This is a genomic window from Microbulbifer regidiadema (SeqCode) (genome assembly GCF_052467605.1).
Genome location: NZ_CP174316.1, coordinates 407546 through 422362 on the forward strand (window position 1 = coordinate 407546; position 14817 = coordinate 422362).

The following is a 14817-nucleotide window of genomic DNA, read 5'->3' on the forward strand; positions in this document are numbered from 1 at the left end:
TTACTATGCTGGTTTTCTAGCTGTAATCCGAAGTGTGCACGGTATTCATTGTTTGCGCGGTGCATTGGGCCTGTAGCATTTCTATAGGGCTTTCTTCCGAAAGGGGCTGGAAAGATGGGAGAAGGATATTAAGCGGCCTTTCTGGGCCTTATTTCGATTACGGTAAATACCTGGTCTCTGAATAATCACTACTCGGGTACTGGGGCCGTGGCTGAGGGGGCTGCCAAAGTGGTAACGGAGAAACGGTTTTCCTGTGCTGTGGGTCGCTCCCGGGTGTCACCAGTGGGGGGCTAAAGAGTATGGGCTTCCGGCGGAGGTGAACTATCACAGGCAATACTTTACCTCCGATCGGTATAACCAATGCTCAGGGTTATACCTTCCTCGGTAGAGGATCTTCATAATAAGATCGGTGCAGATGGGGTTTTCCATACTCGCTACCCGCGATTTTTGGCACTTGTTACAGTAGAAGAGCCGATAGAGGGGGGCTTTCCATCACTACTGATCAATTGGCGTTAAAGCCTTTTTATTGACACTTGGGGCGCGGCCATTTTAAAAAACCAATAAAAACAATAGATCATCAGATTTCTTAAGCGCTAGTCCTTTTTTAACTCTATATAGGTTGATTGAAAAAGAACCGCGACGTTGATTAACCTCAAAACTGGGGTCTGTTACGGCCCAGTGCAAAATGACACTCATGGAATATTATATAATTAGCACTGAAGAGATCGGTAAATAAATCTCCCTATACTACGGATCGATTCTTAAATAGCTAATAAGAATAGGAGGGGAATCTATGAGCTACAAAGTCAGTTCTTTGTGTTGCGTAGCAGCACTGTTCGTCGCATTGTTCGAACCCGCCCATGCGTCCTATAAGAATTTTAGAATTCAGCTTTGCATGCAAAATAAAACGAATGAAACGGCCTATTTCGATTTCAAAAATAAAGGCCGCGAAGAGAGTTATTACGGCTGGGTCCACGTGTATGGAAGAGGGAATACACGTTTTACAATTCCGCCGAATACATCTAACTGTGAGCACAGTATTCATGTCTATGATCCACCAAGCGGCCACGCAGACTTCACTTTTGCCATAAAAAATGAATCAAAGTTTAGCCATGACCCAATCTACTTTAAAACTGGTGAATATTACGCCGGTATCAAAGTCGGTAGAGCTGAAACCACCTTCTCCACCCAAAGACTCGGGAACTACAAAGTAACAACTGAGTTTGGCCGCTATCCATATTTTATTCCCGCTGTGAAAGGCAATTACATAGGCATCAAACAGCAGATCAATATTACTTTAGAAAAGGATGACTAGAATGATCTATAATCAACCACCTTCTAATTTTTTTACGCGATCTCTTACCTTTGGTGCAGCACTTCTTCTTTCCAGTGTCCTTGCAGTTGCCACCCCGCAAGAAAATAACGACACCGTGAGTGATGGCCCGAGCAACTCCGACTACAGAATTCCCCTGTGCATGGTCAATAGTACCGGTCATAAAGCGTCTTTCATTTACCAAAACCGTGACAGAAGGGGGCTGGGTACTGCATGGATCCATGTTAACGGCCATGGGTTTACGTCCTTCTCCATTAAAGCTGGAGAATACAACTGTCACCACTCAGTTCACGTTTTTACCACAGACTTCAAGCCGGTGGGTGCCGATGCCCCATCCAGCCATGCCGACTTCCTCTTCAAGGTAGATAATGAGAGTTCTGCTTCAGATGACCCAATCTACTTTGAAGGTACGAGCAATGCCCCGAACAGGCTCTATGTGGGTAGGGGAAGTACGTCCTTCGGCGGAAAAAAGTGGGAAGCTGCGGTTTTTTACGGCAATGGGCCCAATTTACTTATGGCAGGCAATGGAGATTTGATCGTCCCTCAACAGCACATTTGTATTGTATTGGGCGAGTATCCGGTAAAGGAACCGTCAAAAGAATTCTGCCCGGAGGTGAAATAATTTACCAAGTTCAGAAATCTTAGATATCGGCCTTGCAAAGGTGGCGGTGGTTAATATCGATAAAAATGGTGCAATGGTCACCGGTTATATTTTGCAGCTCACTTATTTTGAGTTATATATCAATGGCAAGTTGATAGTCGCTATCTATCCTGGCCTTATGCAGCGGTGTATACGGAGCAACAGAGAAGTGTGGGGAATAAAAGGGCATATATAAATTTTCGAGCGCAGCCTTATGGTGGCAGTGCTTGATTTTTTGGTCAACTAATATAGCGCCCGATAACTTGCTCCTATTGTGCTGCCGTATTAAACAATCTTATTGCCTTTCGACAATTGGTAACTGTATATATAAGCCGTTGTATCCGCTTTATTTTCTTCTAATTTTTCTGTGTAAATAATCCCAATCACCCGTTTAATGCTATCTTGCCCTATATTTAAGTTTAGCCAATGGTAGAGTTGGGGGCTGCCCAGGGTAACAAGCCGTCACTTGTCTTTTTACTTTATTTCCTGTGAGTCTAAATTATTCAATCTGCTTAAAAAACTGCCAAAACGGTTTCTTGTGAAACTTTATTTTTATTTCCAGGTGATTGCTTTCTGTCTTTTGGTGACTTTTTCTGTGGGTTGGTGCAGTGATCTCTTTTGGTGCAAATGAGGGTTTTGTGAAATATGCCTGCTTTTATTTTGAAGTTTTCCGCATTTTTTGCGGAGAGTTTGGGGTTTGTGCAGTTTTGATGAAGGTTATGTGAAAAATTCCCCAAAAAAAATTGAGTGATAGTTATGATCGATCGTCTCAACTAGCATACCGAATGTTAAGAACTGTAAGGGTGTTGACAAAGGGTAGGATTGGTGAAGCTATCGCTAGGGTGTGCTTTTCCATTGCATTTAGCACAATATTTGAGAGAAATCGCTTGTGAAAAAAATAATTCCTCTCGTCGCCATCACTGTGGCTGTAGGTTATTTTGTCTGGGCTAAAAGCCAATCTGAAGCTGAGAAGCCAGTTGTCGAACAGGGGAAATCCAAGCTGACTATTAGCAAGGCGGCCCCAAAAGTAGAGACGTTTCAACCCGGGGACGCTCACGTTTTTGAAGAGGAATCTCTTGAAAATAGTGAAGAAAAACCGCTTTGGCTAGAGTCTGATCTGGCCAGAAAAGTACTGCATGAAAATGGTCGTCTGCCGGTAGATCTCAATGGAGAAACCTATCTTGAGTTGGACGTTGAGATGCTGCGGAATCTCACTGTGGGCGATTACGTCGATATAGACTTGCCGGGTATTGAGGGGGATTACGATGCGCAAGTGGCTAGTATTGAACAGCATACCAGCGGCAATAAAAGCTTACAATTGAATTTCCCAGGCATGACTCGCCTACACGGTGCGACTTTTACACTGGGAGAAAACTCCGTTTATGCGCAGTTAAACCTACCATCCGGATCGTATACGCTGGAAGCTCAAGGTAATTATGCGTGGATAGCACCTAATGGTGCACTAATTCAAAATCACGTAGAAAAGCACGATAAAGATATGTCCTCGGATGCGCCTCGTGAAAAAACCTGGTCAGATGATGATGTTCCGCTAAATGACTTCAAATAAGAAGAAATTAATTTGAAGTGATTGCGCTTTGAATTAATAGTCAGGCAAGGGAAGGCCCAAGTAAATCCTGCGAATACCGGGGGCTTGTCTCCTCAGGCGGTTAAAAGGCTAGGGATGGTCTTTTAATCGAGTCAGGGTATTAAAAGTGTATTGTTAACTCTTTTGGGCGGCATTTTAATTAATTGCTGAGGGAGGAGTGTGCACTACTTATCATAATAAAGGAGACTTACAATGAACCTGAAAAAAAGCCTGGCTGCTGCTATTGCAGCGCTGACTGTTTCCGGCGCTGCTAGTGCGGATACCGTCGATATTGCAATTATGTATACCACTCAAGCGGCGGAATACACCGGTGATATCTCGGCTAAGATCGACAACTATATCAGCTATGCCAATAATTCTTTCTCAAGAAATGGTATTGATATTCAGTTGAATCTGGTGGATAGCTGGCACGCCTCCAGCTCCGACTACCGTGTAAACGAAGACACCCTGGACCTGATCACCTTCCACAGTACAGTGAACAGCTGGCGCGCCTCTGAAAAGGCGGATATGGTGGTATTCCTGGGTAAGGCCGAAGAGACGGTAATCGATGGCAGCACTTATATTACCTGTGGTATTGCCTGGGTTGGTCAGGGCAGCAATGGCACCATGTATTCCAGTGCTCAAGAGCGCGCTTACAGTGTAACGGGCGTTGACTGTGGTTATAACACCTTCGTGCACGAGCTGGGCCACAATATGGGGCTGGTTCACTCAACCAAGCAGGGCGATACCTCCGGCGGTGTTTACACCTACGGTATGGGCCACGGTGTAGATGATGCGTTCTCTACCATTATGGCTTACCCCTGGAAATACGGCGAAAACGTCACCCAGTATGATTGGTTCTCCGATCCAGATTGGTACGAGTGTGGCGGTTTGGCCTGTGGTGAGCGCTCCAACGGCGAAGATGTATCTAACGCTTATCGCGCTCTCGGTCCTATTACCGATGACCTCTCTGGTTACTATTAATCGGCAGCTAAACTGCTAGAGTAATTGTAGGGATTGCTGGCTGTGGGAAGCTGAGAGGAACCCTTTCAGCTTTCCATTTAGAGTAGCCGATTGCTCTATATGCTCCTTATTTATGAAGGAGTAAAAACCCCATCTAGTATGGGGTTTTTTGCTTGAGGTTGTATTATTATTAAATTCCGATATGTACTTTTTGTTGTCATACTTCTCCTCACTTGCTAGTTTTACTGTCTTGGTGAAGTGTCTGGAAGTGTTAGGCAAGTTCGGGTTGTAGCAGTCAATATACATAATATAGATTTAGGTGGAGCATGATAGGTTTTGGTAATGAAAAGGGTATAGTGTATCTCCTGGATAAGCCTTTCATAGAGGAAAAGCTAGATTTTTCCAATCTCAACTTATGGCCGACTGAGTCAAAAGAGGTAGAAACTAAGCTTCGAGAAAAGGAGGGGTATTACAATGTTGGTTGGAGTAATCAGCTTCACCGAATTATTACTAAGCAAGCAATCAATAGTGAGCAGGTAAATCAATTTAAAAAAATTGCAAAAACGGATTTGTTCCTGGATGTAGATTGGATGCTCTGTGGTCACTACCCTCCGTATGCGATAGAGTTATATAGTGGTGATCTACTCTATTTCAAAACTTCACTTTGTTTTCAATGTGACAATTGGATTAATGAAGTACAGGGGAAGTTTGTCAGACTGAGATTGTTCAATAATCACCTTTTTGACTGGTTTAACAAGGTTATTCCACTGCCCGATGGGTATTCTGAGGCGTGAATAATAGAAAGCAGTAAATAACGCTATTTTCTGTTTAAGTGTTATGTATTGCTGCGGTTGATTTTGGCTGCGGCTTGCTTTAATCGTGGGCCGCCCTAAAGACCCGGGGTCCCAGTTCCAGAAGTGGATCTCCAGCTTTCCTGTGTCGAAAGCCGGAGTAATAATTTTTTTAACCAAAAAATCGAATGCTTAGCGGATAGCGCCAGAATTGGCCCTCATTGGCCCGAATTGCACCCACTACAATAAATATTACATTAATTAATGCCAGTGCAATCAGTCCGAGTATGCCGATGCCAATAATAATAAGGATAACGGAAATAATAGAGTAGATCAGCAGGCTCAACATCCAGTTAAATATCATCTTGCCGTGCTTATCAATTTCTTGAGAGCGATCCTTGGTTGTTGCCCACATAATAATGGGTAAAACAAAGCCGGCGCCGGGGATAACAACCCAGGCTAGCTGGCTTAAGTGGAGTAGCATTAGAAAAGTATTTGTTTCCATATCCCAGGGGCGATAATCTTCCATTTGCAGTTTTCCTTTTATTTAATCGTTTGTGTAGGCTATTTTAGCTAGCCGGCTCGTCCCGTTGATAGATAGAAGCCCCAGTCCTCTCGCCCTTGTGCAATAGCGGCTCGGACAGCATTTTCCGTATCGTAACTTACCTTGAAAAACGTTACATCCCAGGCCCCGCCTTTGCCTTTTTCCACTAAAGCGTAACTCGCATGGGGGCTGAAGGTTTCCATAATATGGGGTTGTGGTTCACTGTCGGCATAAGCCGGTAGCCCAACACTACCAGGATTAACGACTAGCTGACCACTACTGAGAGAGATGCTGCGGGGTTGATGGGTATGTCCGCATAGAATGACCTTTGAGCGTATCTTTGCAAGTAGATTCAGGATTTCATGCTCAGGACGTAGCTGGGGGCGCCCACTGCTGATATCTTCCAGCAGGTAAACAAGATCACTATTGGGTGTTCCATGGCAGAGAAATACATCATCGGTGACTTGTAAGCTGGGCGGCAACTCTTTCATCCATTGTAGTGCTTCGGCACTTAAGTCTCGCAAAATAAATTGCAGGGTCGGGTTGTCCTTTATTTCACTTGTACTGGCTTCATATATTTGCCGATCTTGATTGCCGCAGATAGTCGTATAATTCTGCTCCATTAAGCGTTCATAGGTGAGCTGCGGTGCAATAGGGCCATATAGGATATCACCCAGGTTCACCGTTAGATCGGCGCCTCTCTTTTTAGATCATCAATAATGGCGTCGAGAGCATAAATATTGCTGTGGATATCTGAGAGTATCGCTATTCGCATGGAGGCCTCCACTACTGGGCAACTGAATGGTTTGTCTCCCTAGGCGCCCATCTATTTGCTAAATATTACCGGGTCGGGGATAAAGAGTACACTACACAGAAGGCGCGCTCTGAATACATCTCTGTACACCGTATTTATGCCTTCTACTGTTTTCGTAAAAGTTAGCGATCAGTTGCCAGGCGCGCGGCTAAGCTGAGAAAAATGACTCCGAGGAAACCGTCTAAGTGTCTCTGAACATGGGGTTGTGTCGCAAGGGATTTCCCCAGCTTGCTAAACGATAGAGATACTAGGGTGTTAAAAGTCAGTGCTGTAATACTTAAGAGTGAACCTAAAATCAGGATCTGGGGTGTGATTGCTTGATTCGACACGGTAAATTGGGGTAGGAAGAGGCTAAAGAAAAGTAAGGCTTTAGGGTTCATCAAATTGTTGAGTAAGCCCCGCGTCATCAATTGTCTTGCGGACAGCGCTAGAGTATGTGGTTGACTATTTTGTGTCGTTTTACCTGAGCGCCAGCTGCGTAGGAGTGATACGCCAAGCCAGGCTAAATATAGGGCGCCTACCACCTTTATCATCAGTGCGACCAGAGGCATTGTCTGCATGATGTGACCGAGCCCGAGCGCAACTAGTACGGTTTGTATCATGCCTGCAACAAAAATACCCACTGATATCATTATTCCAGCAGTCAAACCACGCGCTGAGGAGTAAGTAGATATTAACAGTAGGTCTGGTCCAGGGGAGGCTGCTAGAACAGTTGCTGCGATTAAGAAGGCGGGTAAGATGCTGAGGTCGATCATAGGGGGCTTGCCTTGAAATTGGGATTTTATCATAGCCGGCGCACTGCTTCTACAATAGAAATAAGCCCTTTGAGAGTGTGTGCAGGTACAAGTGAGACATATAAATCAGGTACTGGTTGTGGGTGCGGGCCCAACGGGCTTGGCGGCAGCTTGTGCTCTGTCTTTTTATGGAATCCACTGCCGAATAGTTGAGCGCCGTACCAAGCCGTGTGAGCTTTCTCGGGCGGTTGGAATTTTTCCCTGTACTATCAGGCGCCTGCTTAAAGTTGGTGTTCCAGATATTTTGACATCTGAGGCGATGAAGCTTTGTAAGGTTGAATACCTTCAGGCGGGTAGGCCGCTATTATTTTTGGATAACCGGGGCGATGCTTACAAAGAATATGTGGGGTTTGGATTGCCGCAAAATCGCACTGAAGAGATTCTGCGGGGATTTTTGCTTGAGCAAGGTGTTTCAGTTGAATATGGTGTTGCCGCTGTTGAAGTAGACCCCGGTGAGCGAGGGGTGACGGTTGTATTATCTGACGGTAGCGTCGAAGACTTCGACTGGCTTATTGCTGCCGATGGCGTTCATTCCACCGTTCGTGAGCAGCTCGGTATACCATTTCCCGGTGAAGATTTGCCGCAACCCTGGGGGGTTGCGGATATTGATATAGATGAGGGCTGTGATTCTGATTTGATCAGTGTGGATATTCAGAGGCCCGGCAATCAATTTACGATTGTGTTACCCATAGGTAGACAGCGTGTAAGGGTGGTTGCCCCTCAACCTGACGCGTTGGAGGCCTTGGGGCAACCATTAAAAGTCAGGGAAATTCGCCGTTCTGGTAGTTTTCAAATCTCAATTCGTCAAGCGGAAAGCTATCGCTTCCGGCGTGTTCTTTTAGCTGGAGATGCGGCTCACTGCCATTCGCCGGTAGGTGGCAAAGGTATGAACCTGGGTATTGCTGATGCGATAGCAGCGGTTGAAACAATTGTTACAGGAAGAGTCGATAGCTATTCGACCGAAAGACATAAAATAGGTGCGGCAACTATCCGAAAGACGGAGGTTGCCCGGCGAATTATAACTTCTAATTCATCGATCAGTAAGGGATGTGTGCGCACCCTGGCAAAGCTTATCGCAACATTTCCAGTTGTAAGGCAGGCTTATATTCAGAATTTAACAAGGTTGTGAATGGTTGCTTACCTCCTTGGGATTCTATCGCTGTATTGTAAGTGCCAAGAAAGCTTGTTGTAGTATATCCCTTATAATTAATGTTGAACTGATAAATGATCTTCACAGGGATAAACTCTCTGTGTGGAAAAATTGTTGACCAACGCCAATTATTCATAATAATCAGCAGCGCTGTTAGAGCTCTGAAAATATTTAGCTTTAGGTATAGAAGATAAACTATACGGGCAGCCCCTCTGGGGGGGGCTTCTCTTATCACCCCGCAGTGTGGGTGCTTACTGATGTGTATAAATTTCAGGTGGGATTTTTTTAGTTGATTTCACATTTGTAGCCTTTCTTTTAGCAGATCGCTTACGGGGTATTCATTTTCCAAGGGAAGAAGTTTTCTCGCCTGTTGAGTATCTCCCGATTTGACCAGCTGATGAATGCTGTGAGCTTGCTCAGTTATATCAGTAATGTTCTGAATCCATTCGTTGACATAAAGTGCCACGGCTTCGTTTGATAGCCCTATCTGAATAGCTCTGTGAGCGAGGGGTTCTAAGTTTAAATTCCGCTCGGGGTCCCATTGAATACGGACTGGGGTAGCTTTCTTTGCCTCCAGCCAAGCCTCTTTTGACGCATATCGATCAGTTTGATGGCTGAGTAGGCTATTCTGTAAGGCCCACTCGAATCCCTCTCTGGTGATATCTATGGCTAAAATGCGGCTTTGGCCGCTGTCCTTTTCTCCCCAGCCTGCACGGTACATCATCCACAGAAAAGAGGGCTTGATCCAGGTCATGCGCTCCATTTTGAAGGGGGGAGATGCAAAAGTACCATTTTGTAGGGCGGAATTTGCAATTGCTACATTGTATGCTTGATAGACGCGAATGGTGTGCTGGTCAAAACTAGCGCGGATTTGCCGTGTTGGGGCTGTCATTACTTAACCTCTAAATACGTATTACAATATTACAGATGGTTAAGTCGTTAGTAAAACCCTCTGCAATGCCTTTTTTATAATAAGGGCGGTAGAGTTTTCCCCGTTTGAGTAACTCTACCGCCCAAAGATTAGTAAGTTATTGATATCTTAATAATCAGCACTCAGCCAAACATTTTCAAAATCGGTGTAACCATAGAGGGTAATATACCAAGTGCCCGCTTGTGGAGCATTCAAATCAATAGATTCATAGTTGCCCCAGTTTTCTGAGGAGTAATCAGCGTTTGACTCAGTGGCGGGTTCGCCGAGCTTAATGTAGAGATCAGCATCTCCAATTGAGTTAAGGAAATCGGCACCCGTTAATACGGAAAGCTGGGCGGCCCCTTCTGGAACTTCGATCTTAAACTGTAATTGTTCACCTGCGCCGCCATTCAGGTCAGAGATGACTTCACCGGGTATCAAAAACTCATTAGAAGAGAGCTCAGTAAAAGAGCCGAGCAGAGAGACCTGCTCAAAGTCGGTATAGCCGTACAGCATTACATGCCAGATTCCAGAGGCTGGATTTGCAATGGTAACAGCCTCTTCATTGCCGCTTAAATAGGGGCGGTAATCATAGACCGACAGGGTTGGTTTGTTACCGAAGCGAATATAAAGATCGGCATCTCCACTACCACCTGTGGTCTCAAAAGTAAGGTCACTGGCATTCTCTGGTACTGTGATGGTGTAGTACAGTGATTCACCGGCGCTGGCATTTAATTCACTGATGGGTTCCTGGTTAACAAGTCTATCGTCGGACTCATCCTCCAAGATTACTGTTGCTGTTAAATCGACGCCTTCAAAAGAGCGTTCAACGGGGGATAGCAATATGTACCAACGACCAGCCTCTGGAGAAAATATTTCAATGCTTTCAAGGTTGCCGCTATTTTCAGAGCTGAAATCAAAGTCGGTTGAGGTGGGTTGACGGTTATATGCGACATATATATTCATTTCGCCGCCCAGTGGATCTTCTGCATCTTCAGAAATAACGGTTAGACTCTGCGCGTTTTCTGATACGTCGATATGGAATATTTTTTCACTTTTGCTACTTAAGTTTTCTCGAGTTTTTGATGAGATAAGAGTGAGTTTTGCCTCTTCATCACAAACCAAAGAATTGCCGCCTTTCATTGGGCTAAAATGAAGACTTCCTTGGTCAAGAAAGGTATCAATTAATTCAAGTTCTTCGCAGGAGTAGACATCCAGAATGTTGTCGGTAATATCAATATCGGTCAAAAAATGCCGATCTATTACCGACTCAAATTCTATAGTGCCCACATAGTTTCCGGAAATATTCAAGCTTTCTAAGCGTTTGGGCAGTTCGGGTAGTTTTGTTAGATTTTCATTTGCTGCGGTTAAGTACTTCAAATATCGGAATAGGTGAATCCCTTCCAGTGACTGGATCTCTCCGTTGCCGGGAGTGAGAATCTCTTCAACGTAGGCGGCTTCCAGGCTGTCAATCTCACCATCATGATTTGTATCGAAAGAGGAAACCAAATAGGATTTAAATGCAGGGTCGGGGATGTTGATACTGACACTACCGTAGTGAGACGCTGCTCCAACCTGATCTCCGCCTCCCAGGTCAATACGCTGCGCCATTATATTAGTAAATAGTTCATAGCCCGACTTGGGGACAATTGTCGCTTCGCCGTTAACTGAAAATGCATGGGATGGGTAGTGCATTACTGACAAAAAATCATAGCTACTGTAGTTGTGAGTCTCTCGGATATTAAAGTTGTGGATATATTCAGGCTTGATGTTATCTTCAAAGATATCGACATATTCATCACGATCTGAGCGCTGATGTTCATGTCTCATGCCAATAACATGGCCCAATTCGTGGACAATAATATACTTGGTGTCCCAGTTATTCATGCTAAAGAACTGTCCACCCCCCGTTTTTCCAACCATGGATCGATTTTCAGTTCCATTTCTTACATAAACATAATCAGACTGGTCGGTGCGCTTTAAGAATTGCAAGTCCGCAACTTCTTCCCAAACCTTGGTAGCATCAATAAAGTGCTGCTGATTTTCTTCGCTGACATCTTCATAAAAATCGTAATATACAATTCCATCTGGCCACTTGTTGGCTGAAATTTCAACAGCCGACATTATGCTCACTTGCCCTGAGTCGTCATGGGGTAACTCCAGCATATCCCCGGTCAGCTGGTATAGCTTGCCATCAATGATCACTTGGCTCGCTGTAGGTTGCTCCTCCAATTGAGCAAACTCAGCAGTGGTGTACCTTGGTATCGTTGTATCTAGCGCTTGGCTATATGCTATTGCTGCGGGAAAGGTTAAAGCTAAAGATGCTGATATTCCCAGTGCTCTACTGGTAAATAGTTTCATTTTCATATTCCTGCTTTGAAAATGTTTTTGAGTTTTCTGCCAAATTTTCATCCATAAATAGTTGGAAAGCAGTATATCTGACTTACTTTGGCAAAAAGTCAAGTCTGGATAGGTATACTGCGGTGAGGGAGGATACTGGTGTTTAGATTTTAGGTCGATAGATGATTTAAGGAGTCTCTGAACAACTTCGTAACACCTCTGTGGGTCTTGAAGGCTATATGGGAATTTGAGATAGGATGAACGTAATTTTTAAATGTTTATTTTGTTGTCATACGCAATACCAATATTATGGATGTTAGATATTACTTTTACATATTGCTGCTTGGATCGATAGTGCCAGGTGGGTATTCATATTTTTTCAAGTTAATAAATATTTTGATTCTTGTAGTTTGTTGGTAAAAAATCGACTCAATTACCCTCTGTCAGTATTTGCCGTGAGGGTTAAGCTAATCGTACAAACCGCCCAAATTGAACAACAAATAGCCTGGAGGCTATTGCAGTAGCCTGCTAGCCTCCCTTACATGGTAGATAGAAAGGAGTAGCCTATGTCGGAGTCGGATGTGGCCAATCGGCTGATTGATGCGGCGCGAGAGTGTTTTTTGAACGATGATTACCATCGGGTTACAACTCGTCAGATTGCCGCTAAGGCCGGAGTAGCGGTATCGATGATTCGATATTACTTTGGTAGTAAAGATGGCCTTTATGAAGATATGATTCGTCAGACTCTTCTACCATTAATAGATGCTGTAGATCAACTCAGTCTCAATGGTGATTGGGACTTTGGGGATTTCTTTGAGCTTTATTATGCCGCGATGCAAAGAAATCCTAAGTTTCCAGCCCTGGTTCTGAAGGTAATGGCACTTAATGAGGGACCGGGAAAAAATGTGATTCGTCAGCTGTTAGAGCGGGGGCGTCAGCGGGGATCTTACCGATTGGCAGAAATTCAAGGTGAAAACATACAACCTGACGACCCCAAATATGACCTGCTCAGAATTGCCTTTGTCAGCTTGGCAATGTTTCCTATGTTGGCCAAGCCTGTCTTCGAAGAGCAAATGGGTCAGGTTATGGGTCCAGCCTTTCTAAGGCAGCTTGCAGAGTTTAATGGCCAAATTCTAAAGTCAGGTTTACAGAATCTGTAATTGTTGAAACCCCACTAATCTGGGGTTGCCTCTTACTTATATTTAATCAGATGCTTTTCTGAGGAGCCTTTATGTCCCAATCTATGCAGAGGAATAGAGTTTCAAATTGGATTTTCCGGGGTGTTTCAAGTGTGATTTATCGTATTTGTAATATCCCTAACGCTCTTATACCTCCGCCATTTCGAATAATGCAAGTTGGATCGTTGTTTTGGCAGTCTCGATGCTTATATGCGGTGGTGCGGTTAAGCGTGGCTGACTATATTGATGATGGCGTCGTTCCTATAGAAAAGTTGGCGGATGATTGTAATGCAAATCAAGAATATCTGTATCGATTGATGAGAATGCTTTGTGCAATGGGAATTTTTAAAGAGGTGAGACCCAGGTGTTTTTCACATAATCGAAATTCTAAGGTGCTGCGTAGTGATGCCAATGATAGTGTGAAAAATATGGTGCTTATGCATAATTCCCCAGAGTTTAGTCAACCTTGGTTTAACGATTTTGAAGATTGTATTAAAGAAGGTAGCGTACCTTTTGAAAGCATTTATGCTCAAGAAATGTTCGATTATATGAATGATAATCAAGCTGTTAGTACCTTGTTTTCGGATGCTATGGATACTGTCGATAACCTCACGGGGTTAAAATATCTACAAGATTTTGATTGGGAAAGCTTTGACAGGATTATTGATCTGGGTGGGGCGAAAGGCAGTAAGAGTGCAAGTGTTCTATCTTTATATGAGCATATGACAGCGCTCGTAGTTGACAGGAGTAATGTGGAGGAGGCGGCAAGAGAGTACTGGGGGGAGTTACCGAACGCCTCCGTTAAGCGGCGTTTGGGCTTCTTTCCCGCAGATATTATTAGAGATGATCTTCCAGTAGCTGTTAATGATAAGGATATTTATTTATGCATAGCTGTTTTCCATGTGTTGAGTGATTGTAAGGCAAAAATACTCCTTGAAAATATATACTCTGCGATGGGGCATTGTAATGCGGCGCTGGCTATAGTTGATGCTGTATTGCCGGAGATGGGCGCTGATCTAAATTTGGCCGCCATGGATATGCAGATGCTGATGGGGACTCGAGGGCGGGAGCGAACGGCGAGAGAATGGAGTCAGTTATTCAGCCAGAGCCCCTTTTATTTGATTGAGACTATATGTGTGCGCAGCTTTGCAAAAATTATGCTGTTAAAAAAGAGAGAAGCTTGATCGGTTAGAAAATTGAGCTTAATTTTGATCTTTGTTGTTACTATATCGATGCCGAAAATAGATTGTTGGTTTTTTTTAAGATATATTGGTATGTCCCTTTTTTAGGCTAGATGTATTTTTCTTGTAGAAAACTCTGAGGAGAGTTTAGGGGGTAATTGCCAGAATTCGGGTTTCGTGGCAATGTGTGGGATGATTATTTCTTTTCTGTGATGTCAAATTACCATTTGTCTAATAGTAGAGATAAATGAGCTGATATTCGTTTGCTTGAAAGATTGGGCACTGCTATTGAATGCTTGGGTGTTGATCTACTGATGTTTTATACTATAAGCTATTTCGGTCTTGCAATCCGGGTGCGGGGCCTATAGCTGTTCGAATTATACCTAATAAGCTCTTGCGTTTGTTAGCTGTTTCTGTGATTTAATCTGCTATTAGGTTTTGATAAGTGTAGACTGTGCTAGCTCTAAAGTGGATTGAATTTTATTAAGTGTCTGTCTTCTGATGCTCCCGTTTACTTATCTGTTGGATAGACGATTTTTGAGCTTCTCAAGGGCTGAATATTTTAATTGGTAGTGGGCGGGTTGTGATGTCGCT

General features: G+C 43.9%; 13 protein-coding genes. 8 read left to right on the forward strand and 5 right to left on the reverse strand.

Annotation, left to right across the window (positions count from 1 at the left end):
- The first annotated feature begins 793 nt into the window (after nt 1-793).
- The 5 genes from ACJJIF_RS02600 to ACJJIF_RS02620 all read left to right on the forward strand — a co-directional run bounded on the left by ACJJIF_RS02600 (nt 794) and on the right by ACJJIF_RS02620 (nt 5315).
- Nucleotides 794-1315: a hypothetical protein gene (locus ACJJIF_RS02600; protein WP_444930687.1), complete on the forward strand. Its 522-nt coding sequence runs from the start codon at nt 794-796 to the stop codon at nt 1313-1315.
- A gap of 1 nt (nt 1316) precedes the next feature.
- The gene (locus ACJJIF_RS02605; RefSeq protein WP_444930688.1) at nt 1317-1955 is read left to right on the forward strand and encodes a hypothetical protein; all 639 of its coding nucleotides are present in this window, start codon (nt 1317-1319) and stop codon (nt 1953-1955) included.
- 907 nt (nt 1956-2862) lie between these two features.
- On the forward strand, nt 2863-3540 hold the full coding sequence (locus ACJJIF_RS02610) for a protease inhibitor BamI-like protein (protein ID WP_444930689.1): 678 nt from the start codon (nt 2863-2865) through the stop codon (nt 3538-3540).
- A 231-nt stretch (nt 3541-3771) separates the two neighbouring features.
- Nucleotides 3772-4542: a zinc-dependent metalloprotease family protein gene (locus tag ACJJIF_RS02615; protein WP_444930690.1), complete on the forward strand. Its 771-nt coding sequence runs from the start codon at nt 3772-3774 to the stop codon at nt 4540-4542.
- Between the two features lie 305 nt (nt 4543-4847).
- Complete coding sequence (locus ACJJIF_RS02620) at nt 4848-5315, forward strand: hypothetical protein (RefSeq protein WP_444930691.1); 468 nt, start codon at nt 4848-4850, stop codon at nt 5313-5315.
- A gap of 169 nt (nt 5316-5484) precedes the next feature.
- Here ACJJIF_RS02620 and ACJJIF_RS02625 read toward each other — a convergent pair whose 3' ends face one another.
- The 3 genes from ACJJIF_RS02625 to ACJJIF_RS02635 form a co-directional block, all read right to left on the reverse strand.
- Entirely contained in the window at nt 5485-5841 is a 357-nt protein-coding gene (locus ACJJIF_RS02625; RefSeq protein ID WP_444930692.1) for a DUF4870 domain-containing protein, read from the reverse strand.
- 44 nt (nt 5842-5885) lie between these two features.
- Nucleotides 5886-6539, reverse strand: coding sequence for a metallophosphoesterase family protein (locus ACJJIF_RS02630; protein ID WP_444930693.1), 654 nt, complete (start codon nt 6537-6539; stop codon nt 5886-5888).
- A gap of 253 nt (nt 6540-6792) precedes the next feature.
- Nucleotides 6793-7425: a LysE family translocator gene (locus ACJJIF_RS02635; RefSeq protein ID WP_444930694.1), complete on the reverse strand. Its 633-nt coding sequence runs from the start codon at nt 7423-7425 to the stop codon at nt 6793-6795.
- Between the two features lie 118 nt (nt 7426-7543).
- On the opposite strand from ACJJIF_RS02635, the gene ACJJIF_RS02640 reads away from it, so the two are divergent.
- On the forward strand, nt 7544-8593 hold the full coding sequence (locus ACJJIF_RS02640; RefSeq protein ID WP_444932307.1) for an FAD-dependent oxidoreductase: 1050 nt from the start codon (nt 7544-7546) through the stop codon (nt 8591-8593).
- Nucleotides 8594-8909: 316 nt separating this feature from the next.
- On the opposite strand, the gene ACJJIF_RS02645 is transcribed toward ACJJIF_RS02640, so the two are convergent.
- Both ACJJIF_RS02645 and ACJJIF_RS02650 read right to left on the reverse strand, forming a co-directional pair.
- The gene (locus ACJJIF_RS02645; protein ID WP_444930695.1) at nt 8910-9506 is read right to left on the reverse strand and encodes a DUF4291 domain-containing protein; all 597 of its coding nucleotides are present in this window, start codon (nt 9504-9506) and stop codon (nt 8910-8912) included.
- A gap of 147 nt (nt 9507-9653) precedes the next feature.
- Nucleotides 9654-11885 (reverse strand): M12 family metallopeptidase, encoded by a 2232-nt coding sequence (locus ACJJIF_RS02650; protein WP_444930696.1) that lies wholly within the window; start codon nt 11883-11885, stop codon nt 9654-9656.
- 545 nt (nt 11886-12430) lie between these two features.
- Between ACJJIF_RS02650 and ACJJIF_RS02655 the strand changes: the two genes are divergently transcribed.
- Complete coding sequence (locus ACJJIF_RS02655) at nt 12431-13024, forward strand: TetR/AcrR family transcriptional regulator (RefSeq protein ID WP_444930697.1); 594 nt, start codon at nt 12431-12433, stop codon at nt 13022-13024.
- 188 nt (nt 13025-13212) lie between these two features.
- Complete coding sequence (locus ACJJIF_RS02660; RefSeq protein WP_444932308.1) at nt 13213-14226, forward strand: methyltransferase; 1014 nt, start codon at nt 13213-13215, stop codon at nt 14224-14226.
- Nucleotides 14227-14817: the final 591 nt, after the last annotated feature.